General features: G+C 42.2%; 21 protein-coding genes and 2 tRNA genes. 21 read left to right on the forward strand and 2 right to left on the reverse strand.

Translation table 11 applies throughout. The features are described 5' to 3' along the window. The first annotated feature begins 1 nt into the window (after position 1). The 14 genes from P0G38_RS04255 to P0G38_RS04320 all read left to right on the forward strand — a co-directional run bounded on the left by P0G38_RS04255 (position 2) and on the right by P0G38_RS04320 (position 16,066). The gene (locus P0G38_RS04255; protein WP_010749788.1) at positions 2-649 is read left to right on the forward strand and encodes a CBS and ACT domain-containing protein; all 648 of its coding nucleotides are present in this window, start codon (positions 2-4) and stop codon (positions 647-649) included. Between the two features lie 126 nt (positions 650-775). After that, positions 776-1,009 (forward strand): DUF2969 domain-containing protein, encoded by a 234-nt coding sequence (locus P0G38_RS04260; RefSeq protein WP_005228752.1) that lies wholly within the window; start codon positions 776-778, stop codon positions 1,007-1,009. 85 nt (positions 1,010-1,094) lie between these two features. Beyond that, positions 1,095-1,178, forward strand: a tRNA-Tyr gene (locus P0G38_RS04265). 4 nt (positions 1,179-1,182) lie between these two features. Next, positions 1,183-1,254 (forward strand) — tRNA-Gln (locus tag P0G38_RS04270). Positions 1,255-1,406: 152 nt separating this feature from the next. Beyond that, the gene (locus P0G38_RS04275; protein ID WP_005228760.1) at positions 1,407-1,574 is read left to right on the forward strand and encodes a hypothetical protein; all 168 of its coding nucleotides are present in this window, start codon (positions 1,407-1,409) and stop codon (positions 1,572-1,574) included. A 718-nt stretch (positions 1,575-2,292) separates the two neighbouring features. Beyond that, positions 2,293-3,819: an ABC transporter substrate-binding protein gene (locus tag P0G38_RS04280; RefSeq protein ID WP_275854097.1), complete on the forward strand. Its 1,527-nt coding sequence runs from the start codon at positions 2,293-2,295 to the stop codon at positions 3,817-3,819. 89 nt (positions 3,820-3,908) lie between these two features. Beyond that, entirely contained in the window at positions 3,909-6,923 is a 3,015-nt protein-coding gene (locus P0G38_RS04285) for an extracellular solute-binding protein (RefSeq protein WP_275854098.1), read from the forward strand. Continuing rightward, positions 6,907-7,842, forward strand: a complete 936-nt coding sequence (locus P0G38_RS04290; RefSeq protein WP_087627829.1) for a carbohydrate ABC transporter permease — start codon at positions 6,907-6,909, stop codon at positions 7,840-7,842. The genes P0G38_RS04285 and P0G38_RS04290 overlap by 17 nt, the downstream gene beginning before the upstream one ends. Before the next feature lie 27 nt (positions 7,843-7,869). Beyond that, a complete protein-coding gene (locus P0G38_RS04295) occupies positions 7,870-8,739 on the forward strand; it encodes a carbohydrate ABC transporter permease (protein WP_275854099.1) in 870 nt (289 codons plus the stop codon). 1 nt (position 8,740) lies between these two features. After that, a complete protein-coding gene (locus P0G38_RS04300; RefSeq protein ID WP_275854100.1) occupies positions 8,741-10,756 on the forward strand; it encodes a hypothetical protein in 2,016 nt (671 codons plus the stop codon). Next, on the forward strand, positions 10,753-13,008 hold the full coding sequence (locus P0G38_RS04305; protein ID WP_275854101.1) for a DUF5696 domain-containing protein: 2,256 nt from the start codon (positions 10,753-10,755) through the stop codon (positions 13,006-13,008). The genes P0G38_RS04300 and P0G38_RS04305 overlap by 4 nt, the downstream gene beginning before the upstream one ends. After that, a complete protein-coding gene (locus P0G38_RS04310) occupies positions 13,005-13,868 on the forward strand; it encodes a carbohydrate ABC transporter permease (RefSeq protein ID WP_115232640.1) in 864 nt (287 codons plus the stop codon). Before P0G38_RS04305 ends, P0G38_RS04310 begins: the two co-directional genes overlap by 4 nt. Before the next feature lie 37 nt (positions 13,869-13,905). Next, positions 13,906-14,829, forward strand: coding sequence for a carbohydrate ABC transporter permease (locus P0G38_RS04315; protein WP_275854102.1), 924 nt, complete (start codon positions 13,906-13,908; stop codon positions 14,827-14,829). A gap of 208 nt (positions 14,830-15,037) precedes the next feature. After that, complete coding sequence (locus P0G38_RS04320; protein WP_115232638.1) at positions 15,038-16,066, forward strand: LacI family DNA-binding transcriptional regulator; 1,029 nt, start codon at positions 15,038-15,040, stop codon at positions 16,064-16,066. Between the two features lie 136 nt (positions 16,067-16,202). Here the strand turns inward: P0G38_RS04320 and P0G38_RS04325 are convergent, their stop codons facing one another. Further along, positions 16,203-16,808, reverse strand: a complete 606-nt coding sequence (locus P0G38_RS04325) for a TetR/AcrR family transcriptional regulator (protein ID WP_086337982.1) — start codon at positions 16,806-16,808, stop codon at positions 16,203-16,205. Between the two features lie 174 nt (positions 16,809-16,982). On the opposite strand from P0G38_RS04325, the gene P0G38_RS04330 reads away from it, so the two are divergent. Together P0G38_RS04330 and P0G38_RS04335 are read left to right on the forward strand one after the other, a co-directional pair. After that, positions 16,983-21,209 (forward strand): 2-hydroxyacyl-CoA dehydratase, encoded by a 4,227-nt coding sequence (locus P0G38_RS04330; protein ID WP_275854103.1) that lies wholly within the window; start codon positions 16,983-16,985, stop codon positions 21,207-21,209. A 199-nt stretch (positions 21,210-21,408) separates the two neighbouring features. Then, positions 21,409-22,116, forward strand: a complete 708-nt coding sequence (locus tag P0G38_RS04335) for a GntR family transcriptional regulator (protein WP_005228765.1) — start codon at positions 21,409-21,411, stop codon at positions 22,114-22,116. A gap of 193 nt (positions 22,117-22,309) precedes the next feature. On the opposite strand, the gene P0G38_RS04340 is transcribed toward P0G38_RS04335, so the two are convergent. Next, a complete protein-coding gene (locus tag P0G38_RS04340) occupies positions 22,310-22,951 on the reverse strand; it encodes a YigZ family protein (RefSeq protein ID WP_275854104.1) in 642 nt (213 codons plus the stop codon). 110 nt (positions 22,952-23,061) lie between these two features. On the opposite strand from P0G38_RS04340, the gene P0G38_RS04345 reads away from it, so the two are divergent. The 5 genes from P0G38_RS04345 to hpf all read left to right on the forward strand — a co-directional run bounded on the left by P0G38_RS04345 (position 23,062) and on the right by hpf (position 26,533). Beyond that, positions 23,062-23,355, forward strand: a complete 294-nt coding sequence (locus tag P0G38_RS04345; RefSeq protein WP_005228767.1) for a DUF7662 domain-containing protein — start codon at positions 23,062-23,064, stop codon at positions 23,353-23,355. Between the two features lie 72 nt (positions 23,356-23,427). Further along, the gene (locus P0G38_RS04350; protein ID WP_275854105.1) at positions 23,428-23,748 is read left to right on the forward strand and encodes a PTS sugar transporter subunit IIB; all 321 of its coding nucleotides are present in this window, start codon (positions 23,428-23,430) and stop codon (positions 23,746-23,748) included. 106 nt (positions 23,749-23,854) lie between these two features. Beyond that, positions 23,855-25,165: a DEAD/DEAH box helicase gene (locus tag P0G38_RS04355; protein ID WP_275854106.1), complete on the forward strand. Its 1,311-nt coding sequence runs from the start codon at positions 23,855-23,857 to the stop codon at positions 25,163-25,165. 196 nt (positions 25,166-25,361) lie between these two features. Then, positions 25,362-25,838, forward strand: a complete 477-nt coding sequence (locus P0G38_RS04360) for a ComF family protein (RefSeq protein WP_275854107.1) — start codon at positions 25,362-25,364, stop codon at positions 25,836-25,838. Between the two features lie 137 nt (positions 25,839-25,975). After that, the gene (gene hpf, locus P0G38_RS04365) at positions 25,976-26,533 is read left to right on the forward strand and encodes a ribosome hibernation-promoting factor, HPF/YfiA family (RefSeq protein WP_005231866.1); all 558 of its coding nucleotides are present in this window, start codon (positions 25,976-25,978) and stop codon (positions 26,531-26,533) included. The last annotated feature ends 159 nt before the right edge of the window (positions 26,534-26,692 follow it).

Below are 26,692 nucleotides of genomic sequence, written 5' to 3' on the forward strand. Positions count from 1 at the left end.
AATGAGTGTAAGTGATTTTATGACGAAGACGGTCGTCACCGTCGATTCGCAGACACCGATCTTTGATGCAGTAGATTTAATGAAGCAGCACGATATCCACCGTCTGCCCGTCGTTGACGATGGTAAATTAGTAGGGTTGATCACAGAAGGAACGATCGCTGAAGCAACTCCCTCAAAAGCGACAAGCTTAAGCGTTTATGAAATGAACTATCTCTTAAATAAAACGACTGTCGCTGATATCATGTTGAAAAAAGTGACCACGATTGAACCAGATGCACTATTAGAGGACGCCATTTCCGTCATGCGTAGTGAAAACGTGGGGGTTTTACCAGTCATGGATGATGATACCCTAGTGGGAATCATTACCAACAATGATATTTTCGATGCCTTTTTGAAAATCACTGGCTACCATGATGGTGGAACCCGAGTGTCCATCGAGATCACGGATGACCATGTAGGCGTGTTAGCAGACGTGACCAAGCTGCTTGCCGATCATCAGATGAGTATTTTGACCATCGTAGTCAATCGGATGGCGCTAAAAACGATTGTTGAGATCCAAGTAGAGTCGCGCCAAGTCGCAGCGATTGAGAAAATCTTAAGCGATGCGGGGTATACCGTAACCAGTGCTGTCTTGACGAACCAGAAATGAGACAAAGCAGCAAAAGTAGTCGATCGTAACGATTGACTACTTTTTTTCGTTCCAGATGAGATTTTCTTTTTCTTTTGCTGGTTTTCTGTTAAAATAGGAAGGTGCTGTAAAGAAAGAGGTGCAATCATGTCTAAGAAAAATAAAGATATCGAAGTCCGTATTGAAGAAACAACGAAAGCCATTCATGGCAAAGACTATACCGTCAATGAATTGTTTATTGGTAAAAAACGTATCGGTGAGATTTTAACGACTGGACCGAAAGAATTTCAAAGCTTTTTAGGGGATGAAGATCTAGGTTCAAGCAGAAGTTTAGAAGCTGCGATCGAGATGATTATTCGCCAATGGAATTTACATGAATAATTTCTAGAAAAATTTACTTTTTGCTCTTGCAATTTGTTATCTTTTTCGGTATTATAACTATTGTCAGGTTTGAGAAAAACCTTTTGGAGGAGTAGCGAAGTGGCTAAACGCGACGGACTGTAAATCCGTTCCTTAGGGTTCAGTGGTTCGAATCCACTCTCCTCCACCATTATTGGGGTATAGCCAAGCGGTAAGGCAACGGACTTTGACTCCGTCATGCGTTGGTTCGAATCCAGCTACCCCAGTCAGATGAATACGCAGAAAAAAACAGCAAGTAGTCTTGCTGTTTTTTTCGTTATTTAACCATTATTTTTTTTGGTTTGAGGAAGGGCTATAAGTTGAAGATTTTTTTTATTTGCGATACGCTAGTAGTAAAGCATTCGGGAGATGAAAACACATGAAATTTAAACTGAATCTAAAAGAAAAAGTAACGGAAGTTGCAGAGCATGTCTATGACGTTGTCAAAAAGGAAGACTATGCGATTCGTGTGGCTCCAAAAGGAATCAAAGTAACAAAACAGCGTAAGACAAAAGACACGATCAAATGGCGCGCAAAAAATCATTGATACGAATCACAGAAACATTTTTTTAAAGGATCCACCTTGAGAAGCACTTGTGCACAGCACGGTGCTTTTTTTGTTTTCTTGAAAAATAAAAATGAAGAAATAATTATCGATAGTTTACTAATTCGTCAGCTTGTCATCACCGATCGTTTTGTATGCTTTGTTATATTATTATAGGCTGTTTTTTCTAATTGAATTTAAATAATCAAAAAATAAAATATTTTTATGTAAATTACCTTATTTAAGGCGATAATTTATCGTTTTTCGAGATAAAATAGGGAGGTTATTTGCACAAATTATAAGTTTTATATTGAGTATCTGTTATCATATGGTACTATTACTCTATAACTGAAGCGCTTACAGATAGATTCAGTATGTTAGAAACCTAATAATTAGATCAAAATGAATAATAGCAGAGTGTATCTTTTCTGGTATTGCAGCGAAAACTAACAATCTAAGAATCAAAGAGAGAGTTTAAACAATGTACCACAGTGAGTAAAAAAATTATGAGAATTTTCCGATAACAATTTAAAATCGGCGACTCGTTAACATCTATCGTTTTTCATCGTTACGATTAGAGGGTGAAGGAAAAGACTCTGGTTAAACGTTTACGTAATACGTACGTAAACGTTTAACTAAAAAAGATTGCCTAGCGCTTAAGGAAAGTTGTCCCATTTCCATTAAGAAATAAAAGACAAAATAAAATTGAGGAGTGTTTTGTATGAAAAATAGCAAAATAGTAAAGTCGGTCTGTTTGTTCTCCAGTGTATTTATTTTGGGAGCGTGTAGTAACTCGGATGATCAAGAAACCATTGGTTCTGGAAATCATGCAACACAAGGGGAAGAAGGGACTCCTGCCTGGCAAGAAGAAGAGATCGATCTGGTTTTTGCCAGCCGCTATTATGGGGAAGAAAATAGCGAAAATCCAATGTGGTTAAATATCGAGAAATTTATGGAGAAGTATCCGAACGTCAATGTTATTCGTGATGCGCAATTTGCCAATGGTGAAAATGGAAACTTTGAACAATTGGAAATGCTGAATGCCCGTGCACAAGACAATGACTTACCTGACATTTATTTTTCGCCGATGTCTGCTGAAGTTTACGATCGTGAATTTACGCTTGATTTAACCCCTTATTTAGAAGCAGATGATGAAGCGCAATGGATCTCTGAGAACGCAATGGAGTTTTTACGTACCCATGACGGAGAAGAAATCTATGGCTTGGCGTGGCAGTCTGTTTCTCAATATGTGTTAGTCAATACACGGCTCCTAAGAGAAAACAACATTGCGATTCCAGACTACAACTGGAGTTATGAGGAGTACGAAAATCTTCGAAGTGAAATTGCAGTTCTAACACCAAACAGCCCAATCTTTCCAGGTGTTGTCGGATTTGGTGAAATAGGTCCAAATTACTTTGATGATATTCCCAATGGCTGGAAAGGATTCAATATTGAAACAGAACGCTGGGACTTAGCTAGTGCAACTAATTTTGGTGAATATTATGAGCGATTTGCCCGCGAGGCAATCGAAGGGTTGCATTTTTATGATCTGAGCGAAGAGGAAAGAGTAGCAAAAGTCGGCAACTTGAGTTGGGCGTTTGGTGATGGCTTGCAAGTGTTAGATAGTGGCTGGTTATGGGCGTTAAGTGGCGATGTTTCTGAATTGATCGAAACGCGGGATATGGAGATCGATATTTACCCAATGCCTACTGCTCCTCGTGGTGAAACCTATATTCCAGGTTACTATGATACCTTCAGTATCTCTAGTCAGTTAGAAGATGATCCTTTCAAGGCGCAGGCGGCATTTGAGCTATTGAAGTGGTTGACTTATGGTGAGGAAGGATTGCTGTCCAGATGGGCATTGATCGATGAATATACAGGTCTTCCAGAAGATGCACCACTACGAGCAGAAGATCGCTTGATGGACTTTATTCAAGGATGGCCAATCACGACCAATCCAACGGTACTAGCAAATCATCCACTGGTAAAAGGCTTCGATGAAGAGAGCGGATTAGCAAACTACAATTTTGCTGCCTTTAAAGAAGAAGCATTCCAACAACAGCTTTCAAACCCAGTGGCTTACCCAAGACAGATGCCTGGATTCTCTAATGTTCAAGGAGATGTCGATCCTTGGGAAATCATGCATCAAATCAAAGATGAAGGTGTTCGCTACAGTGACATTGCAAGCGAATGGGATCGCAGAATCAATGAACAGATCGAAGAATACTTACGACAATACAATCGATGATCACTATAGTCAATACCTACCTTGTTATGGTCATTGGAACCATAACAAGGTTTCCTTGCATCAAAAAATGAGTGATAGGTTGGGATGCTATGACGAAGAAGAAAAATAGAAGGACGGTCAAAATCGCCTGGTCGATCGTAGTAACGATTGCGATTGTATTCGCAGCAGCTCTTTCTTCCCAAAACGATAGTGGAGGGGAGCAAGAAGCAGAGGGGAATGAAGTAAAGGCTACTGAAGAAGTAATGGCCTTCTCCTATGAAGCGGACCACTATTATGCGATTGCGATGAGGCGAGCAAAAGAAGGGCTTGAGATTCCCCTTGAGGAAGTGACCAATCAAGCGCCAGAACGCACAGGTGGCGAATTAATTCCTCCTTCTCAGAGTAAAAACTATGAGGGCCATGTCACCAGTATTCAAGCTGGGGACAAAATAGTGTTTGACATCAATGTGCCAGTCAGTGGTTTGTATGAAGTATGGATGGATTATCGTGTAGATGAGCAAACATTTTTAAATCCAGAATTGTCATTGAGAATCAACGACACCAGTCAATTTAATGAGATGAATGCATTGACGTTGCCGCTACAATGGCAGCAAACAAATGATGAAGCCGCTATTCAATTTGACCGTTATGGCGATCAGCTTCAAGTACGATCAGAACTAGTTGGGGAGTGGGCGCAACAACCATTGAAAGACCCAAATCATTTCTTTGCAGAACCATTGAAGTTTGAACTTGAGCAAGGCGCGAATACCTTTTCTTTTGAGGTAAATGAAGGGGTTCTTTTACTAGGAGATATCATTATCAAGAATACGCAACAATCGATTCCCTCTTACGAAGAATATCTTGCGTTGTATGAAGGAACATCAAGTCAAAATGAACAACAATTGTTGACGATCGAGACGGAAGCGCCTTTGACAAAAAGTCGCAGAAGTATTCGTGGGCAATATCTCCGAAACCCAGCATTGAGCCCTTATGACTATCAAACTCGATTATTGAATGTATTAGATGGTGCTTCTTTTTCAGAACCCGGAGACAAGGTGACGTATCTTTTTGATGTAGAAGAGAGTGGTTTTTATCAGATCACCTTCAAGTATTTACAAAATATGAATAACGGTATGCCTGCTAGAAGACGAATCGAGTTGAATGGCGAAGTTCCATTTGAGGAAATGAGTACCTACACTTTTGATTACGCAAATAAGTGGACGCATGAAACCCTAAGTGATACTGAGGGGAACGCGTATGTTTTTTATTTAGAAGAGGGACAGCACACGATGTCTCTTACGATTGATAGCACGTTAGTAGCAGCACCCTATCATGAACTGCTTGCATTACTGGGAAAAATGGATGCCATTGGTGCAGAAGTCGTGCGCTTGACGGGTGGTTTGGTCGATCGTCAAAGAGACTGGCGGATCGAAACTTATTTTCCAGAACTCAAAGCTTCATTAGCAGAGATCCTAGAGGGATTGGAAACACAAAAAGAAGTGCTTATCGATTTATTTGGCAACGAAAAATTGCCCATTTTAACTGAATTAGCCGTGGCTATCTCAATGGTAGAGAGTTTCTATGAACAGCCTGATACTTTGCCGCATTATTTGACCCGTTTTAATCAAGGGTATTCTTCCGCATACGGAAGGATTCAATCTGTTCTGCCAACATTGATCACTAGTCCGTTATCAATGGATCGCATTTTCATCCACGATGCCAATGCGGAATTACCAAGGGAACGAGCTGGGATCTTTACTACAGCCTTCGAAGGAGTTAAGGCATTTATTTATACCTTCATCAATCCAAGATATAGGCAATTCAATGAAACTGAGGGAGAAGCAATTGAGGTCTGGGTCAATCAATCACGATTGAACTTGGAGATCATCCAGCGACTGGTTGATGAAGAATTCACACCAAAAACAGGAATCCAAGTGAACTTATCTTTGTTACCAGATGAACAACGAATCATTTTAAATAATGCTGCAGGAAGTGTACCAGATGCTGCTCTCAGTGTCAGTCATGGGATGCCGTTTGAGCTGGGTTTGCGAGGGATCATCGAGGATCTTAGTGCATTGGAGGGATTTGACCAGCTTACTGCTAATTACAATCCGAATTCCTTTACGCAATACATTTATGACGAAGGCGTCTATGCGATTCCAGAAACGCAAACCGTCAAACTGCTATATTATCGCAAGGATCTATTGGAGATGATCGGAGAAGAACCGCCACAAACTTGGGAAGAAATGATCAGTATCATTCCTTTGTTGCAAAGATACGACATGAATATCTATATTCCTTTAGGATCAGATAGCTCACATAAAGGTTTCGACACGACGACACCTTTTATTTATCAGTACGGCGGCAGACTGTTTGATGACACAGGGAGTCAAACGGAGATTCATTTAGGCGGTGCCTATGAAGCGTTTGATTTTATGACTAGTCTATTTACGGTCTACAATATGCCCTTGACTACTGCACAATTTTATCAGAGCTTTCGGGATGGGAAAACGCCGATTGGGATCGGTGATGCGAACCTGTATGTGCAATTAAAACACGCAGCACCTGAAATCGCTGGACAATGGGGGATGATCCCAATTCCTGGTATAGAAAATGCAGAGGGAGAAATCGAGCGCTGGGATCCTACCTATGGTTCTGCATCGATCATTTTTAGCGATAGTGAGAAAAAAGCAGAAAGCTGGTCATTCTTACAATGGTGGAACAGTAGCGAAACACAGGCGACGTTCTCCTATGATCTCCAGGCGACTTTGGGTCACCAATTCCTTTATCTGCCCGCTAATCTAGATGGGTTCAAAGCAAGCGCTTGGCCGCAAGAATCAAAGCAAGTGATTTTAGACCAATGGCAATGGATCCAAACCACAGGCAGAGTTCCTGGAGATTATATTGTTGAAAGAGAGCTAAGTAATGCTTGGAACAAAGTAGTTTTAGATGGGGAAAATCCACGAATCGCCATTGATCATGCCGTCGGGATTATCGATAAAGAGTTGGAAAGAAAATTGAGGGAATTTGGTTATATCCAAGAAGATGTCTTGGTCCGACCTTTTAATGTCCCCGTATTAGAAACAATTGAAAGGTGGATACCAAGTCATGATGGGGATAACTAAATCAAGTCAAAAGACAACGAAAAAAGAGCATCGCTGGCTAGATCGTCTGTTGAATTCATCGTTTCTCTTTCTTTCGCCTTATGCACTATTATTCGGTTTACTGATTTTATTGCCTGTTTTAGTCGCTTTTATTTTATCCTTCACCTATTTCAATACCGTTCAATTTCCAGAATTTATTGGTTTTCAAAACTATATTGATTTGATCATGGGGGATACGATCTTTTTACAAAATGCACTGATGAATACGATCTTGTATGGGGTGATCGTCGGTCCAGTAGGCTATATGTTGGCTTTTTTCCTCGCGTGGAATATCTCGCAAGTCACGCATCGGATGCGAACCATATATACGGTGATCATTTACTCGCCTTCAATTACGGGCTCTATTATGATGGGGACGGTTTGGCGCGTTTTATTCAGTGGCGATGAGACTGGCTACTTGAATCATTGGCTTTTAGAATGGGGGATCGTTCGAGAACCGATTCAGTTTTTACAGCAGCCTACGATTTTATTTGTCATTATGATTTTTATCGGGATTTGGAGTAGCATGGGAGTCGGCTTTTTAGCCATGTTAGGTGGTCTATTGAACATCGATCGTTCACTTTATGAAGCAGGAAGTATTGATGGTGTGAAAAATAGATGGCAAGAAGTTTTCTTTATTACAATTCCTTCTATGAAACCTCAAATGTTGTTTGGGGCAGTCATGGCCATCGTTGGCACGTTTAACACCGCCGGATTGGCGGCGGCTTTGAGTGGTGGAAATCCACCTCCGCAATATTCCGGTTGGTTGATCGTTGATCATGCGCAAGACTTTGGCTTTACACGGTATGAGTTAGGCTATGCGTCAGCCGTCACAGTTGTGCTACTACTTATTGTGGTCCTATTTAATCGTGTCAGCTATAAGCTGTTTAGTGAAAACTAAAATTATTATCTAGAGAGTGGTGAAAAGATGTCGAGTCCCGTTAAAGTGAATCCACAACGATTTCATAAAGACCAAACGAAGATCCACGTACTTTTGATCTTCGTTTCACTGATCATGGGGTTACCAGTGATCTTTATTGTGAATCATGCATTTAAACCATTTACCGAGTTATTTGCTTATCCGCCAACTTTTTTTGTTCGGCAGCCTACATTAGAAAATTTTCAGCTCTTGACCAATTTTTCCAATCAATCCGGTATCCCAATGAGCCGTTATTTGTTCAATAGTTTATTCGTAGCGTTCACGTTGATTGTCTTGACGTTGTTGATCAGCTCCTCGGCAGCCTTTGCATTGTCTAAACTGCATTTTAAAGGTAAGGAGACCTTCAATAAAATCAATACTTTGGCGCTGATGTTCGTTCCGGTTGCGGTGGCGATCCCCCGATTTCTGATCATTGTTCAATTGGGCTTATATAACTCGATTTGGGCGCATATTATCCCAATGTTGGCAATGCCCGTAGGCTTGTTTTTATTGAAGCAATTTATCGATCAGATCCCAGATTCTTTGATCGAAGCAGCTAAAATGGATGGAGCAAGCTTCGCCCGAATTTATTGGAGTATTATCATGCCGATGATCAAACCAGCACTGATCACTGTTTCGTTGTTGACGTTTCAGTCCGTATGGGGCAACGTAGAAGCTTCAGCGATTTTTATGGATAGTGAAACTATCCGGACGCTTCCGTTTTATATGTCGACCCTTTCTTCGCAAACGGGAAATGTCGTCGCAAGTGCGGGTGTCGAAGCGGTCGGTGGACTGATTATGTTTGTCCCTAACTTATTGTTGTTTATCATTTTACAAAATAAAGTCATGAATTCAATGGCGCATACGGGGATCAAGTGATATGAAAAAGATGACGATGCTTATTTTATTTGTTATGGTCTTCGCAACTTTTTTACCGAATAAAGCCGTTGCCCAAGAGGTTCCATATTTTACTTTTACGACGGATAGTGAAAATTATTTTTTGCGGACCCAAACAGCCTATACACCTGCAAAGGAAATCACAGCGTTTGATGGTCGTTCATTTGTCGAACCAAATCATGTTTTTGTCGATAATGAAGACAATATTTATATTTCTGATACGGGGTTGAATCAAGTCATCATTCTTGATAAAACGTTGTCCTATCAAGGAATTCTAGAGAGTGAAGAATTGGTGGAAGTACATAGTACTTTCGTGACAGAAGATATTATTTATGCAGTAGATACGAGCCGAAATAAAATTTTCTTATATGACAAAGAGAGCCATGAATTATTACAAGAAATTGGTACGCCAGATGCACCCGTGTTCAATGAAGGATATCCTTTTTTACCGACGCATCTTGCGGTGGATATGCGAGGGAACATCTATGTTCGAGGTTCTGAATCAAGTAATGGCTTGATTATGCTGAATCGTACAGGAGAGTTCGTGACTTTTTTTGGTGCCAATCCCTTAAATGTCCCCCTTCTAGATAAAATCCGTTCCTTCTTTTTAACAGAAACGCAGCAACAAGCGATGGAAACTGTCTTTCCAAACATTATCGCGGATGTGAGTATTGACCAAAAAGGATTTGTTTACACGGTGACCTCTTCGTTGGCAAATGGTGCGATCAAAAAGTTTAACGTTGCAGGGACCAATTATTTTCCAGACAATTTGTTAGGTGAGTTTAATATGGAAAGTATTTGGGTCGGTCAGCAGGACAGTGTTTATGCAGTTTCTTCAGATGGTTGGATCTATGAGTACGATTCTCAAGGGCAGTTGCTCTTCGTATTTGGAGGGAATGATGTGATCTCTAGTCGTTTCGGGATTTTAAGCCGACCTACGAGTATTGCAGCAACGTCCGAAAATGAGCTGATCGTCGTCGATCAAGGAGCCGCTTCGCTAGTGAAGTATGAACGCACTCGTTTCACCGAAGCGGTCCATCAAGCCATGAGTAGTTATCAACAAGGAGAGTACCGAGTCAGTCAAGAACTTTGGGAATATACCTTGAATTATAATTCAGTGTTTGATAATGCACGGATCGGATTGGGTAACGCTTACTTGCGAGAAGGTGAAGCACAGTTGGCGTACCAAGAATTTATGAGTGCTGAGTTTACACCAGGAATATCAGCGGCTTTTTGGGAGATTCGGCAAGACTGGTTGAGTGCCAATTTAAATACGTTGTTTGTCTTGATGATAGTTGGATTGATATTGTGGAGTTTATGGCGATTGGTGAAGAAATTTAGTCGGCGTTCTATTTCACTCACTCATAAGCTTCAATGGCTGAAAAAGTATAAATTCGTCGATAATTTTTTGTTTATTTTCGAGTTTCATCAAGCAATTTTTGATGGGATCTATACGATCAAGCGTCGCAAACGGGTATCCGTGTTCTTCTCTATGATTCTCTTTCTTCTCTACATCGGTTTGTTTCTCATGTACCATCAATGGACGAATGTGATCTTTGTAGCAGATAATCCTTATCTTTTGTATGAGCTAGCAACCTTCATTTTTGTCGTCTTGTTATGGATGGTATCGAATTACTTGATTTGCTCGATCAATGATGGGGAAGGCACGTTTCTTCAAAGTGTCAATGGGACAGCTTATGCGATGACACCAATATTGTTTGTTTTCCCAGTGGTGATTTTGCTGAGTAATGGTCTCACTTTAGAACAAAGCGTCTTTTTTTATCTCCCACAAGCGATTGCAGGTCTTTGGGTCTTATTTTTACAATTTTTTGTGATCAAAGATCTACACAACTATGAAGTTGGCGAGACCTTTACGATTATCTTCAAAAGTATTTTTACCATGTTGATTATTGGATTGTGTGTGTTTGTCCTTTATACATTAGGCAGCCAGCTAATCAACTTTATTCTAGACGTGATAACTGAGGTGAGTGCCCGATGAATAAGAAATGGCTGACTTATATACTATTTTTACCAGTGATTGTTTTACTGGGATTTTGGTTGTTCGATTCGCAAGAGGTAAGACCTACGATCGAGCCGCTGATGAATGATTTTCAGGCGGTGACTGTCAATACCGCAGCAAACGTTTCTGAGGGGAGGTATGAGGCACCATCAGAAATTCCAGACACTTTTCGATTAGCGGCTGAAAATGAACAACTCGTGTTGTATGTCGAGGAGGAGACGGCAGCAATTCTTGTCTTTGATAAGGTGAATGGTGAGCAGTGGGCGTCTTATGATTACCAAGCAGACTATGTTGAGATGCAGTATAGTCAAGAAATCATCAATTATATCAAGTCCGGTGTTTCGATCGTTACCTATGACCGAGCCACACCGGGACGGCGTACCCTGATGGACTCAGGGGTCACGAGGGAATACCAATTTCATGAGGATGGCTTTGTTGTTGCAATTGATTTTACTTCACAAAAGATTCGTTTTGAAATGAGAGTCACTATTCAAGGCGGGGATCTTCTTGTTCATATTCCGAAGGAGAGTATTGAAGAATACAATGAAAACCTTTGGCAGCCGGGAAACAATAATATTTCATTGAACCAATTGATCATGTATCCTTTTTTTGCTAGTACAGAAGGGGAAGAAACGGGGTATTTGGTCATACCCGATGGTCCTGGAGCAACCATTCGCCTTGATGAGACACCGCGGTCATTGGTGGGGTATTCGGCACCAGTCTATGGTTTAGATCAAGGATATGAGGACAATCCTCGAGGCGGTGCCTATCCTTCAAAACCAATTGAACTTTTGACATTGCCTCTTTATGGTGTGATCAAAGAAGAGAATAGTGCCGGTGTTTTAGTCATTTCTGAAAACGGAGAAAGCTATGCCACGTATAACTATCGACCCAAAAATACGGATACACATTTCTATCAATCTTATTTTACTTATACGTATCGAACCGCCTATTCTCAATTTCAAAGTCGGATCAATGAAGATCAGCATATCCTAGGTTTTCAAGAGCTTCCCAACGAGTATGATGTCGTGCAACGCTATGTTTTCTTGCGAGAAGATGAGGCAAATTATGTTGGGCTGGCAAAGAGTTATCGCAGCTTTATTGAACAGCTTGGAAAAACCAAAGATAAAGAAACGCCCGAACAATCGCTGCCTTTAAAAATCGATTTTTTGATGAATGAAGTAAAGATGGGGAATTTGGGGATTGAGGAAGTAACCTTGACAGATCCTCTTCAAGCAAAAGCTATCACGGAACAATTACTAGAAAATGGCATCGAGCAATTAACCGTCACTGCCAAAGCGTTTCTGCAAGACCGTTGGACGTATGGCATTGGCCCACAAAAAAATCTGAACAATGACGATGATTTCCAAGCGTTACTGGCTTACTTTCATGAACACGAGGTAGATTTCAATTTTTACGTCGACTATACAAAAACGTATCACAATGCAAGCAATCAGCAAACATACAAATTAAATCGGAATGACTTTCAATTTTTTGATCCTGAAAAGGCAACCCTCAATTATATGAACAGTCCGTACTTCTATGCTTCATCTTTAGAAAATGATTTAACGACACTCGCTGATCTTGCGGGAGTAAGTCTGGCTTTGGCTGGTTTTGATCACAATGTATTTACTTTTTTTGAAGAACGTCAGATCCATAGTAGTCTTGTGACGATGACCAGTGTCAAACAGCTGCTTGAGCGGTTGGAAGCAGCTGAAATAGCAACGAATATCTATCAACCAAATGCGTATCTTTTCCCTTATCTTGATGAGTATTATGATACGCCTATCTATTCTTCAGGGTTTGTTTTTATTGATGAAACGATTCCATTGTTGCAACTGATTTTAAGTGGACAAGTTGAGATGTATGCCACCTATCTGAATAGTGTTTCCTATGACCAAGATACCCTTTTGCGACTGATCGAATTTGGTGTTTATCCCGCATTCGTCTTGACGGGGGAACCCGCATACAAAATGAAAGGTACCGGTGCGAGTGCAATCACTGTTTCTGAATATGAGTATTTAGCAGAACGAATCACCTTTTATTATGAGGCAATGAACGAAGCCTTGGCAGGTGTCAGAGGAAGTGAGATGATCGGCCATCAACGCTTAGCAGAGGGGGTCGTTCAAGTAACCTATGCTAATCAAAAGACACTAACGATCAATTATAATGAAACGACCTTTGATACAGGGGAAGTCACAGTAGAAGGAAAGGGGGTCGTTGTTCGATGAAATTATCCATGCAAAAGAAAAAGAAGTTAACAGGGTTGCTTTTTGTCAGTCCTTGGATCATTGGGTTTCTGACGTTAGTCGCCTATCCGCTTAGTCGAACGATCTTCTTTAGCTTCCATAACGTCTCCTACGGGATTCGTTCAGGCTGGCGTTATAATTGGGTCGGTTGGGAGAATTATGACCGAATCTTGTTTCAAGATATTGACTTTGTGATCGCCTTGCAAGACTTTTTTGTGGCTACCTTATTTCAGGTACCTGTGATCATCGCCTTATCCGTGATTATCGCCATGCTATTGAACCAAAAAATCCGTGGTAATTGGTTCTTTCGTCTGATCTTTTTTCTACCTATTATCATCTTAAGCGGCAAACTGATGACCATGATCAGTGAGTATGGTGGAACAGGAATTGTGGCGAATCTCGTGATTCTCGATATTTTAGAACTTTTTATTCCTTCACAAGCGGTTGTTCTACTGATTGCAGAGCTATTTGAAATGATTGCGCAACTGCTATGGTATTGTGCAGTTCCAGTATTGATTTTTCTAGCATCCTTACAAAATGTCAACCCGAGTATCTATGAAGCTGCATCGATCGACGGCGCCTCTTCTTGGGTCAGTTTTTGGAAAATCACTTTACCGATCATTTTTCCGTTGATCAATGTCGCTGTCGTGTTTATAGTCGTTTTTTTAGCAAATTTCGAAGCAAATCCAATAGTTTCCATTATATTAGAATCCACTTATGACGGGGCCAGAAGAGAAGGCTATGCATCAGCGATCGCTATATTGTACACACTGTTCCAATTTTTAATGATTGGTATTTTGTATACGATCATAAAAGAGCGCAAGAAAAGTAAGGCGGGTTAAGAACATGATGATACGACGAAGAGGAAATACCCATAGAATGAAAAAAATGATACTGGGAACGAATGTTACAAATGGTTTACTAGGGAAAATCGCCATATATGCAATCTTGATCGTGCTGAGTTTTGTCTTTATCTTTCCCTTGATCAATATGATAACGGTTGGATTGATGTCAAATTTAGATTTGGCAGATCACTCGATCGAATGGATTCCTTCAGAATTTTATTTAGAAAATTTTCGTCTGACCTGGCGAGCGTTGCGACTGCCAGGGAGTTATTTTACTACTGTGCTGGTTGCAGGGGTCTCCACCGTGTGCTTGATGCTCTCATCTGCGCTGATTGCGTATGGCTTAGCTCGCTTTCAAGTTCCCTTCAAATTTCTGATCTTTTCATTGCTTTTATTTACCTATCTAGCACCCAAAGTATTGTTTTTTATTCCGCGATACCAACTCTTTACTACGTTTGGGTTAAGTGGAAATATGGGTGCGTTGATCTTCCCAGCTCTAATGGGGCAAGGGGAACAAGCAGCTTTATTTATTTTGATCTTCTATCAGTTTTTCAAAATGATTCCAACGGCATTAGAAGAAGCCGCCTTTCTAGATGGTGCAGGAGCCTTTAAGACGTTTTATAAGATTGCCTTACCGATGGTGAGACCTGCATTTGTAATTGTCGGGATCTATGCTTTTGCGTTGTATTGGAATGAAACGTTGTTGACTTCTTTTTATCTTGAAGGAAATATTCAAACCACACCTATGCTACTCAATTCATTGGAGAGTCGATTTAACAATGTCGTCAATAACACGGCGACCCTAGGCGATCCGGGAACCAATCCAAATCTTAGTTATACGGAGGCAGTGGCATATTCGGGAACGATCTTGAGCATTTTTCCGTTGATATTCTTCTATGTTTTTGTTCAGAAATGGTTTGTGGAAAGTATCGACAAATCAGGAATCACGGGAGAATAAGCGACAAGCGTAGCTCTATTTTCCCTTTTATTCTTGCTTTGACGATAGCTAGAGGACGTTTTTACTTCTTCTAACTATCGTTTTTTCTTCAATATTTGTTAGAATAGAAGAGAAATAAATGGCTATGAATGCTAATGAGATAAAAGTAGCAAGCTTTTTCATTTGATCAGAAGCAACGGATACTAAAGCACACAAAAGGAGATTTGAGATGGCTGCGACTATAAAAGATATTGCTCGAGAGACAGGCGTTTCGATTGCCACTGTTTCGAGAGTGCTGAATAATATTGGCGGGTATAGCAAAGAAGTTGAAGAGCGAGTCCTTTCGGCAGTTAAAATGCTAGGATATCGCAAAAATGAGACTGCCATCAGTTTAGTGACCAAAACAACTAAGACGGTGGGAATCATTATGCCAAATTCTGATACTTCTTTTTATGTGAAAATCATTGAAGGAATTGAAGAAGAAGCACACGCAAGAGGATTTAGCGTGATCGTGACCCATGCAGGGATCGGGGGAGAAGGCTTCCAGAAGAGTTTGGATCTCATGGCTGAACGTAGAGTGGACGGCATTATTGTGTTTTCCATTTTTTTATCAAAGTACGATTTGGCACCAATCGAAAGCTTGAATATCCCGATTGTACTCGTCTCAAGTACGGACACAAACAACAAAATTCCTTCCATAAAAGTGGATGATTATTTGGCAGCGTATACGGCGGTTGACTATTTGATCAAACAGGGACATGCGAATATTGGGCTGGCAGGATTAAGCTATGATGATGAGAATACGAGTGTACCGAGGATCAAGGGATATATTGATGCCTTAGAGAAGAATCAGATCCCCGTTAAAGAACAATTTATTGAGTATGGGTACTTTGGTTTTCAATCTGGGCGACGAGCAATGAGTGCGTATTTGGAAAGAAAAGAACCGATTACAGCGGTCTTTTGTGCAAGTGATGAAACAGCATTGGGAATCATCTCCATTTGTTACGAAAACCATATCGTCGTACCAGATGATCTTTCAGTCGTTGGTTATGATAATTCCCGTATTGCCGCAATGGTCAGTCCGCCACTGACTACCATTTCACAGCCCTTTCATCAGATGGGAAAACGGGCTTGTTTGAAACTGCTTAATTGTGTACTTAATGGGAAAACGATCACCTCTGAGATCATCCCTTTCGAATTGATCGAACGTAAATCAGTAAAAAAGAACCATGAAAAATTGCAAGAAACCCGTCCCTGAGAGCAGACGATCAGGGCGGGTTTTTCTGTGGAGGAAGAAAAAACCATGTGTATGTTATCTAGGGAAGATTTAATGCTTTTTACACGGGGGATATAGTCAGTGAAGGGAATGGTGATGGGTAACTTTTCTTTAGCAGTTATTCCTCAATTTCAATCCCCAAGACAGTTAGGTGACCGTTTGCCACTAGTTTGATGACGAGTTTTGCTAAATGGTCGGCGTGCATCGTTGTTTCTGCCGTTAGCCACCAATGCAGCGTGCCAACAAATATCGAGGTCATATAATCAATGATGAAGTCTAAGGGCACTTCAAGATCGCCTTCTGTGATCTTCAAGGTTGAGAAGATCTCTTGATACCGTTCCGTTAAAATCAGCCCCAGTTTTTTACGAATGATCTCAATGGCAGAGGCATCCATGATCGTCAAATAAAAAGAGCGATTCTTTTGAATGTGTATAAAAAGTTCGGTCATGGCCGCTTCGATTTTACGGATCTTGATTCGATTGCCTTGAACGAAATCTTCAAAGTCAAGGATCGAGGTAAAAGATTCGACGGCCAAGTCAAATATTTTTTCATACAAGTCTTGCTTGTCTTTGTAATGGGCATAGAAGGTCGCGCGGTTGATCATGGCTTCGTCTGCGATATTTTGGACAGTCACTTGCTCGAAGCCTTTTTCTTCAACTAAGCGAATAAAGGCTTCAATAATGTACTTATTGGTTCGTTTGACACGTAAATCCAATTTTTTCATATTGTGAATTTCCTTTCAAAATAAACGACAAAAAACGTCTAATTGTTGTTTATCCCACACCTTCGTTGGAATTGTTTGTTGAATTATCAATTAAAAGAATTACAATGAACATAAGTATTATAACAAACGGCTTGTTAGATAATCAACAAAGTGTTGTTTAGATGGAGGCAACAAATGAAAAAATATAAGGCGGGCATCGATGTCGGTTCAACAACGGTCAAGATGGTTCTGTTAGATGAACGCAATCAAACGTGTTTTTCAAGGTATGAACGACACTATGCAGACATCCAAAAGGCAGCGGAAAAAATTATTAAAGAAGCGCAAGCAGTAATCCAAGATCAGCCAGTTGCGCTGGCGATTACCGGATCAGGCGGAATGGGGCTGGCAGAAGTTTTGCGGATCCCTTTTGTCCAAGAGGTCATCGCTTGTACCAAAACAGTCGAGACAGTGATCCCAGAAACGGATGTGGCGATCGAATTAGGCGGTGAAGATGCGAAGATCACCTTTTTTGAAGGTGCGTTGGAGCAGCGGATGAATGGCAGTTGTGCCGGTGGGACCGGTGCGTTTATTGATCAGATGGCGGTTTTATTGAAAACGGATGCCAATGGGGTCAATGAGCTAGCCAAGGGATACCAAACCCTTTATCCGATTGCCTCACGCTGCGGGGTCTTTGCCAAAACTGATGTGCAGCCGCTGATCAATGAAGGAGCGGCAAAAGCGGACATTGCTGCGAGTATTTTTCAAGCGGTGGTCAATCAAACGATTGCTGGCTTAGCTGCTGGTCGTAAAATCAAAGGCAAGGTAGCCTTTCTAGGTGGACCGTTGACGTTTATGTCGGAATTGCGTCAACGGTTTATCGATACGTTGAGCCTGCAAGAAGCAGACATCATTTTTCCTGAGAACCCAGAACTGTTTGTAGCGATGGGGGCCGCACTGTATGCAGAAGAAGAGCAACAGCTTTCCGTGCTATTAGCCCGCTTAGCCAACGGAGAAGATGGCAAACTCGCGCCAACTGATACATTAGCCCCATTGTTTAAAGACGAGGTGGAATTGACTGCTTTTCGTGCTCGCCATGCTCAAGCGGTTGCTGCAGAAAAACCTTTGTCGGAGCATAAAGGTGCTGCTTATTTGGGTATCGATGCTGGATCAACGACAACGAAAGTCGTCTTGATCAATGATGCAGGGGATTTGTTGTTTTCTTTTTATGGCAACAATGAAGGCGAGCCGTTAGCGACAACGATGGCGGTTTTACAAGAGCTTTATCGTCAGATGCCTTCTGACGTTTACATCGCAAAGTCAACGATCACAGGTTACGGCGAGCATTTGATCAAACATGCACTGAAAGTCGATATCGGTGAAGTGGAAACGATGGCCCATTACAAAGCTGCCGAACATTTCCAGCCGGGGGTTGATTTTATCCTAGATATCGGTGGACAAGACATGAAGGCGATGACGGTTAAAGATGGCGCGTTATCTTCGATTCAATTGAATGAAGCCTGTTCCTCAGGATGCGGCTCCTTCATTGAGACCTTTGCCAAATCTATGAATCAGGATGTCAAAGAATTTGCGCTGGCAGCGACAAAAGCCCAAGCGCCGGTTGACCTGGGTTCGCGTTGTACCGTCTTTATGAACTCAAAAGTCAAACAGGTCCAAAAAGAAGGAGCGTCTGTTGGCGACATTTCGGCTGGCTTGTCTTACTCGGTCATAAAGAATGCTATCTATAAAGTGATCAAGGTTCGGCGCCCCGAAGATCTTGGCGAGAAAATCGTCTGCCAAGGAGGGACTTTCTATAATGAAGCGGTTCTACGCGCCTTTGAATTGATTAGCGGCCGTGAAGTCGTACGACCATCGATCGCTGGCTTGATGGGCGCTTATGGGGCGGCGTTGATCGCGTTAGAAGAAGCGGCGATCGACGATGTCAGTACGTTGTTGTCTCCTGCAGAAATGGCCGATTTTCAAGCAGAAAAAGAATTTACAAATTGCGGGCTTTGCGAAAACAATTGTTTATTAACCGTGACCCTCTTTTCGGATGGTCGAAAATTCATTACGGGGAATCGCTGCGAACGTGGTGCGCGGATCAAAATCAAAAAAGAAGACCGCAAAGTCAATCTCGTGGATGAAAAATACCGCCGCTTGTTCAAGTACCGTTCTTTGCGTAAAAAAGATGCCCTCCATGGGGAAATCGGCTTACCAAGAGTGTTGAATCTTTATGAAAATTATCCGCTATGGCATACCTTTTTCACCCAGTTAGGGTTTCGGGTAACCTTGTCGCCGCGTTCTAATAAAGAACTATATGAGCAAGGGATCGAAACGATTCCTAGCGATACCGTTTGTTACCCAGCCAAACTAGCCCATGGACACATCCAAGCACTGATCGATCAAAACATACCGTTGATCTTTTATCCAGGAGTCATTTTTGAGCGAGTAGAGAACACTGCCGCTGAAAATCATTTTAACTGTCCAATCGTACAAAGCTATCCAGAAGTGATTCGTAACAACGTCGATGCGATTCGTGAAGGGGCGGTTGACTACCGCTGTCCATTTTTAAATCTGGCAGATGAAGCCTCAATGGTCAAAACCTTAATGGGGACGTTTCAAGATTTTGGTTTTTCTGAAGACGAAATTGCCCAAGCGCTGCGCAGCGGCTTCGAGGAACTAGATCAGTTCAAAGCAGATATTGCGCAACGGGGAGAAGAAACGCTGCGAATGCTGATGACGACCAACCAAAAAGGGATCGTTTTATCTGGAAGACCGTATCATTTGGACCCTGAAATCAACCATGGGATAGCGGAAGTCATTACCCAAGAAGGCTTTCATGTACTGACCGAGGACAGTATTGCTCATTTAGCAAATGTCGGCGATCTGCGGGTCGTGGATCAATGGGTCTATCATTCACGGTTGTATGCGGCTGCACGAGTGGTGGCGAAAAACAAGCAGTTGGAATTGGTTCAATTAAACTCCTTCGGCTGCGGGATCGATGCAGTGACCACCGATCAAGTCGAAGAGATCATGGCGCAATATGGCAAGCTGTATACGGTGTTGAAAATCGATGAGGGTGCAAACCTTGGGGCGATTCGGATTCGGTTGCGTTCCTTGAAAGCAGCAGTCAACGAACGGGATAAACAGCACTTTGTTCCTAAAAAGCAATACGAGGAACCAGCAAAGATTATTTTTACCAAGGAAATGCGCAAGCAGCACACGCTCTTATTGCCGATGTTGAGTCCCATCCACCAAAGCGGATTAGTAGATGTCGCTTTGCAGGCTTCTGGGTATCAAGTGGTCTGTCTGCCCAGTGAAGATCGAGAAGCAGTCAATGTCGGTTTGCGCTTTGTCAATAACGATGCCTGCTACCCGGCCATCATTTCCATTGGACAGCTGGTAGAAGCGTTACAAAGCGGGGAATATGACGTCGAAAACACCAGCGTATTGATGACCCAGACGGGCGGTGGGTGTCGCGCAACGAACTATATTCCCTTGTTACGTAAAGCATTGAACGATGCAGGATTTCCGCAAGTACCGGTGGTATCTATTTCGATGGGCAATACTGGTGTTGAATCAAATCCGGGCTTTCGCTTTACCTTGCCGATGATGAAACGCTTGGCGGTGGCATTTTTATACGGGGATCTCTTTGAACGAGTCGTTTATCGCACCCGTCCATATGAGCAAGAAGCAGGGGCTGTCGATCGGCTCCACCAAGATTGGCTGGAAAAAATTGCCAAAAATGTCCGCAATGGCTCCTTCAGTCTGTTTAATCGCAATATGAAGAAAATCATTCAAGACTTTGATCAAGTGCCGATAAGAGATATCAAGAAGCCGCGTGTCGGTGTCGTGGGAGAGATTTTAGTGAAGTATTCACCGACTGCCAATAATGATGTCGTTCGCCTGTTAGAAGCAGAAGGAGCGGAAGCGGTCGTACCAGATATTGTCGGCTTCATGAATTATTCCCTCTACAATCAAATTTGGCGCTACGAGCATTTGGGGATGGCGAAGAAAAGCAAAATGATCGCTGATTTTGCGATCATGGCGATTGAACGGCTCCAAAAACCAATGGATAAAGCGTTGCGGGCGTCAACGCGCTTTGAGGGCATTCATTCGATCCATCAGCTTGCCGAGCAAGCGAGCGAGATTGTTTCCATCGGCAATCATACGGGAGAAGGCTGGTTCTTGACCGGTGAGATGATCGATCTGTTGGAAAATGATGTCAACAATATCATTTGTCTGCAACCATTTGGCTGTCTGCCTAACCATGTAGTAGGAAAAGGCGTCATGAAAGAGCTGCGTCGCCAATACCCACAGGCGAACATTGCAGCGATTGATTACGATCCAGGTGTTTCGATCGTCAATCAATTGAATCGCATTCGCTTGCTCATGGCAACTGCCAATAAAGCGTTGGCTGAATAAATTCTCAAGCCAGCGACCGAACCAATTTAAAAGCAAAGAGACTGCTCTTGTTTGGACAATTTGTGATAACTTCTTTTTCTGCCTATAAAATGGGGAAAGAGTTCGCACAAATTGAGAAAAACTGAGCAGTTTTTGCTTTTTTTATTAGCTATTTAGGTATATACCAGTTATAATAGGGGGGGGAACGGAGGAATGTGTAGTGGTGGAAAAATTACCTGTTTATATCCAGATTCATGATCAAATCAAAGCCAATATCGAAAACAATACATACAAAATCGGGGATCGTCTGCCTTCAGAACGGGAGTTGTCAAAACAATTCGGCGTGAGTCGCATGACGTTGCGGCAAGCGATCCAAACCTTAGCGGATGAGGGGATTCTTGAGCGCAAAATCGGTTCTGGCACTTATGTGGCTCGCCAAAAAGTACAAGAGAAAATGACGGGCACGACGAGTTTTACCGAAATTATGAATTCTCTTGGTCGTAAGCCTTCCAGCAAAGCGGTCGCTTATTTCTTGACGGCACCTAGCTCCAGTGAGATGGAAAAGCTGCAATTAGAAGGACACGAAACGATTTTACGGATGGAGCGGATTCGGTATGCGGATGATGTGCCGATCTGTTTTGAAGTAGCGAGTATCCCTGAAAAGTTTATTCATGATTTTAGCAAGGAGGAGATCATCTCTTCCCTCTATAAAGTGTTGGAAGAAAAAGGACAGCGGAAAATCGGCGGTGCTTCGCAAACGATCTCAGCTATGGTCGCTTCCGAGCAAATTGCTGATTATTTACAAATCAAACGCGGCGATGCGATCTTACGGATGCGGCAAATCACTTCATTTGAAGATGGTCAACCATTTGAATACGTGCGCACCCAATATGTCGGCAATCGTTTCGAATTTTATATGGAAAAATAAGCTGCCTGAGATGGCTGGAAACAAAAAAGACGCGAAAAAGCCGAAAGGACACTGCGAGCATACGTGCTGTTGCTCCGCATCGGTCAATTCGGTTTTTCAACGATTGGGCGTTCCTGCATTCGCTGCAGCAAGCGGCATTAGAGTCCGTGCTTTGAGGAAAAGAGCAAACCTGACAGGTACTTGTCCTGCATAGTTACTCGGTTGGCTCCTCGATGAGGCGCTCTACATATTCGGTCTTGCCTTTGTTTAGCTGCACTTGCCCTTGCAGCAAATCAATCAAAGCGGCTTCTTGGTCGGCAAGCGTTGCTTCAGGAATCATTAAGGTAACAACGATTTTCTCGGTATAAGCAATGTCTTTTACGTAGATGTTCTGCAGTTCTAAATAGTTTTGCAGCTTACCTAAAAGGGGATAATCAATGGTCAATGCAAGCTCTTGATGCAAAACGCCTTCGACGATTCCCACCGCCTTGATGCCAGCGGAAGCTGAACTGGAATAAGCGCGGATCAATCCGCCAGCGCCAAGTTTCGTTCCACCGAAGTAGCGGGTAACGACAGCGACCATATTGATCAAGTCATTTTTCTTCAATACTTCTAAAATCGGTACTCCAGCGGTGCCGCTAGGTTCACCATCATCAATGCTGCGTTGGATCTCATGGTTTTCACCCAATACATAGGCGCTGCAATGATGATTCGCCTTCCAATGTTCTTTTTTGAGGGCTTGTATAAACGCTTTGGCTTCATCTTCTGATTGGATTCGTTTTAACGAACAGATGAAACGCGATTTTTTGATTTCTATTTCCGTTTCTCCATCTTGTCGGATCGTTCGATAAGTCACGCGTACGATCGCCTCCTTTATGTTTCTAGTATAGGCAATCGGAAGGAAAGTTACAAATAGAAGAAAGAAAAAGGCACCAACACAGACCTGAAAAAGAGGAGGCAGTTGCTTTGGGTAGACGCAAAAAGTACGATACGATCACGCACTATTTAAAAAACAACGGCGGTTCACAAATTACGTTAACCTTTACCCAGTTTGATGAATTTCTTTTCCCAGCATCCGGTTTGCCCAAAAGTGCCCGCACGAGTACGGATTGGTGGGCAAATGATTACCGACATCCTGAAAACGGGGCCTATGCGTGGCTGAATGCCGGCTATGAGGTAGTCCTCGTCAATTTAAAAAAAGAGTATGTCGTTTTTAACCGTTTAGTAAAATCAAACTGGCTGCTGGATAGAAAGCGTTGACAAATTTCAAACTTGTTCTATACTAGAGATAGGAAATGTTATCTTATTCTTAAAATTCAAGGAGTGTTCGATATGGCGAAAAAAACAATTATGTTAGTTTGTTCTGCAGGAATGAGTACAAGCTTATTAGTAACAAAAATGCAAAAAGCAGCTGAAGCAAAAGGATTAGAAGTAGATATTTTTGCAGTTTCCGCTTCAGAAGCAGATCAACATTTAGAAAGCAAAGACGTAAATGTTTTATTATTAGGACCACAAGTTCGTTTCATGAAAGGCGATTTTGAGAAACGTCTAGCGCCAAAAGGAATTCCTTTAGAAGTAATCAACATGGCAGATTACGGCATGATGAACGGCGAAAAAGTCTTAGATCAAGCTTTGACATTGATCGGCGAATAAGCAAGACCTGCTGTTGAAGCAAACAAGAAACCTGTAATCGGTTCAAGTACTTTTCAAAAAGTAGTTGAACCGATTTTTTTGCGTACTTAAAACTGAGGTGTATGTTATGACCAATCAAAAAGGAAGACAATTTTTTGTTTTAGATGAAACAATGAATGTAGGAAAACCCTTTGATTCTCGACCGGCAATGCTCGAGCAGGGGCAGAGAATCGTTTGTCAGCGATGCGGTTCTTCCCACCGCAAGCCGTCGGTGCAATTACCGATAGGCAGCTATTACTGTCCAACCTGTATTCGCTATGGTCGGATCACATCAAATGGGCGACTGGTGATTCAACCTACGGAAAGTCCAGCCGTTGATCACCACATCGTCTGGCCAGGAGCATTGACGCCGTTTCAGCAAAAAATTTCCCAGCAATTGGTGTCTAATTGTCGACAAAAGCGATCCTCGCTTGTTTGGTCGGTCACGGGTTCAGGGAAGACCGAAATGATCTTTGAAACGATCCGCTACGTTCGGCAAGAAGGTGGTCGAGTGGCGATCGTCTCACCTCGGATCGATGTTTGTCGTGAATTGTTTCCGCGGATTCAGCAAGCATTTCCACAAGAGGAAAGCTTGCTCCTTTATGGAAAATCAGAAGAGCCTTATCGCTACACAAACATCCTTATTGCCACCACCCATCAGCTACTGCATTTTTATCGGAGCTTTCAACTGATCGTGGTGGATGAGGTAGATGCATTTCCCTACGAGGGCGATGCGCAGCTGCGTTACGGATTATACAATGCCTTAGCCAAAAACGGGTGTCTGATCTATTTAAGTGCGACGCCTTCAGAACGACTGCTGCAAGAAATTCGTGGAAAATTCGCTGTCTTGAGAATGCCGCTGCGGTTTCATCAGCGTCCATTGATCGTTCCAAAACCTGTTCATTATAGTCACTGGGCGCAGGCTTATCGCAGAAAACGTTGGCTGCGACCATTGCTGCAGCAGTTGCAGCGGCTGCTTCAAAAAAACTTTGTCTTGGTGTTTTGTCCAAGCATTGCGCTGATGAAGGAAGTAGAAGCGGCTGTCCGCCGACAAGGCACGTCATGGTCTTTGACTAGCGTTTCGTCGCAAGATCAAAAACGGAGCGAAAAAGTAGCGTCTGCTCGTCGACAGATTTACAAGGTGTTGTTTACAACGATGATTTTAGAGCGTGGGGTGACGTTTGAAAACGTCTCAGTCATCGTATTGGGTGCTAATCATCCAGTCTTTACAAAATCGGCGCTCGTGCAAATTGCTGGTCGTGTCGATCGTAAAGGGGCCTATACGGAAGGGGAGGTCATTTTTTTCTACGACCAAATGACGGAAGCGATCCGAAAAGCACTCAACGAAATCAAGGAAATGAACCAATTGGCAAAAAGCTGGCTGACCGATGGTGTGTAGTTGGTGTAAAAGGACTTTTCCTAGAGAACGAACGATCATTGAGGTGTTGGCTCCTTGGCGTATCCCAGAAAATGAATTGTGCCCGCAATGTGCCCAACAGTTTTCAGTGATCGATTGGCGAACCTGCTGCCCTTCGTGTGGAAAAAAAGAAACTGAGTTTTGCAGCGATTGTCTCTATTGGGAAGAAACGTGTCCCATGATACAATTGCAGCACCGAGCGCTATTTGCTTACGATCAAGGAATGAAGGATTGGCTTCACGAATACAAACTGATGGGAAACTATCAGTTGCGGGGGACGTTTGCGCCTGTGATCAAACAAAAACTCAACAGGTTTGACTATGAGTGTTTGATTCCCATCCCACTATCGGCAGAGCGTTACCAACAGCGAGGGTTTAATCAAGTCACCGCTGTGCTGGAAGCCGCCGGAGTCAGATTTCAAGAGTTACTGGAGAAAGTTGTTGATACCGCACCACAGGCACAACGTTCTCGCAGGCAACGATTAGTAGAGGCGCAACCCTTTGCAGTGAAGCCAGATGTAGCGTGTGAAATCAAAGGGAAAAAATTATTGTTGATCGATGATGTGTATACTACCGGTAGAACGTTATATCATGCAGCTGAAGCACTGCAGTCCTTTGACCCCCAGTCGATTCGTTCTTTTTCTATTGCTCGTTGAAACGTTATTTTGAAAACGCTTAAAGAAAATTGTTCGATTTACTAGGCAAATGACCAAGAGTTCGATATAATAGAGTTAAGAAGAAGAAAAGAGTGGTCCTTTTCCTTCTTTACTGGTAGACGAAAGGGGTAATTTTTATGTTTAGATATAATGTGCGTGGCGAAAATATCGAGGTAACAGAAGCGATCCGTGATTACGTCGAGAAAAAAGTAGGTAAATTAGAACGTTATTTTAATGATGTGCCAGAAGCAACAGCACACGTTAATTTGAAAGTTTATACAGAAAAAACTGCAAAAGTAGAAGTAACGATTCCTTTACCATTCCTAGTTCTACGTGCGGAAGAAACTTCACCTGATCTATATGCTAGTATCGATTTGGTTGTTGACAAATTGGAACGCCAAATCCGCAAATTCAAAACAAAAATCAATCGCAAATCTCGTGAGACAGCGTTGGTTCCGCCAACAGATGGTGATTTGTTCACAACTGAAGCAAACGATGAAGAAACCAATGGTTCTGATTTAGACATCGTACGTACAAAACGTTTGTCTTTAAAACCAATGGATAGTGAAGAAGCTGTTTTACAAATGAACATGCTTGGACACAACTTCTTTATCTTTGAAGATGCGGAAACGAATGGAACGAGCATTGTGTATCGTCGGAAAGATGGTAAATACGGGTTGATCGAAACGGATTAACACGTGTGGGATCCTTTTGGCGACACCCCAAAAAAAGTCTTTTTTGACAGAGTAGCTGAGAAGCTACTCTGTTTTTTTATCTTTTGGAATGAAGCAAGAAATCTTTCTATATAAAAGTTGGCTTTGTTTCTCTTTTGTTTTATTGTGTTATACTATAGA

The organism is Enterococcus casseliflavus (assembly GCF_029215545.1).
GTDB lineage: Bacteria > Bacillota > Bacilli > Lactobacillales > Enterococcaceae > Enterococcus_D > Enterococcus_D casseliflavus.

Bases quoted from the DNA above. Each gene is read 5' to 3' on its own strand.
- P0G38_RS04275 (WP_005228760.1), top strand. From the start codon at position 1,407: ATGAAATTTAAACTGAATCTAAAAGAAAAAGTAACGGAAGTTGCAGAG.
- P0G38_RS04315 (WP_275854102.1), top strand. From the start codon at position 13,906: ATGAAAAAAATGATACTGGGAACGAATGTTACAAATGGTTTACTAGGG.
- hpf (WP_005231866.1), top strand. From the start codon at position 25,976: ATGTTTAGATATAATGTGCGTGGCGAAAATATCGAGGTAACAGAAGCG.
- P0G38_RS04255 (WP_010749788.1), top strand. From the start codon at position 2: ATGAGTGTAAGTGATTTTATGACGAAGACGGTCGTCACCGTCGATTCG.
- P0G38_RS04325 (WP_086337982.1), bottom strand. From the start codon at position 16,808: ATGAAAAAATTGGATTTACGTGTCAAACGAACCAATAAGTACATTATT.
- P0G38_RS04320 (WP_115232638.1), top strand. From the start codon at position 15,038: ATGGCTGCGACTATAAAAGATATTGCTCGAGAGACAGGCGTTTCGATT.
- P0G38_RS04305 (WP_275854101.1), top strand. From the start codon at position 10,753: ATGAATAAGAAATGGCTGACTTATATACTATTTTTACCAGTGATTGTT.
- P0G38_RS04280 (WP_275854097.1), top strand. From the start codon at position 2,293: ATGAAAAATAGCAAAATAGTAAAGTCGGTCTGTTTGTTCTCCAGTGTA.
- P0G38_RS04360 (WP_275854107.1), top strand. From the start codon at position 25,362: ATGATACAATTGCAGCACCGAGCGCTATTTGCTTACGATCAAGGAATG.
- P0G38_RS04290 (WP_087627829.1), top strand. From the start codon at position 6,907: ATGATGGGGATAACTAAATCAAGTCAAAAGACAACGAAAAAAGAGCAT.
- P0G38_RS04260 (WP_005228752.1), top strand. From the start codon at position 776: ATGTCTAAGAAAAATAAAGATATCGAAGTCCGTATTGAAGAAACAACG.
- P0G38_RS04350 (WP_275854105.1), top strand. From the start codon at position 23,428: ATGGCGAAAAAAACAATTATGTTAGTTTGTTCTGCAGGAATGAGTACA.
- P0G38_RS04310 (WP_115232640.1), top strand. From the start codon at position 13,005: ATGAAATTATCCATGCAAAAGAAAAAGAAGTTAACAGGGTTGCTTTTT.
- P0G38_RS04300 (WP_275854100.1), top strand. From the start codon at position 8,741: ATGAAAAAGATGACGATGCTTATTTTATTTGTTATGGTCTTCGCAACT.
- P0G38_RS04285 (WP_275854098.1), top strand. From the start codon at position 3,909: ATGACGAAGAAGAAAAATAGAAGGACGGTCAAAATCGCCTGGTCGATC.
- P0G38_RS04355 (WP_275854106.1), top strand. From the start codon at position 23,855: ATGACCAATCAAAAAGGAAGACAATTTTTTGTTTTAGATGAAACAATG.
- P0G38_RS04295 (WP_275854099.1), top strand. From the start codon at position 7,870: ATGTCGAGTCCCGTTAAAGTGAATCCACAACGATTTCATAAAGACCAA.
- P0G38_RS04330 (WP_275854103.1), top strand. From the start codon at position 16,983: ATGAAAAAATATAAGGCGGGCATCGATGTCGGTTCAACAACGGTCAAG.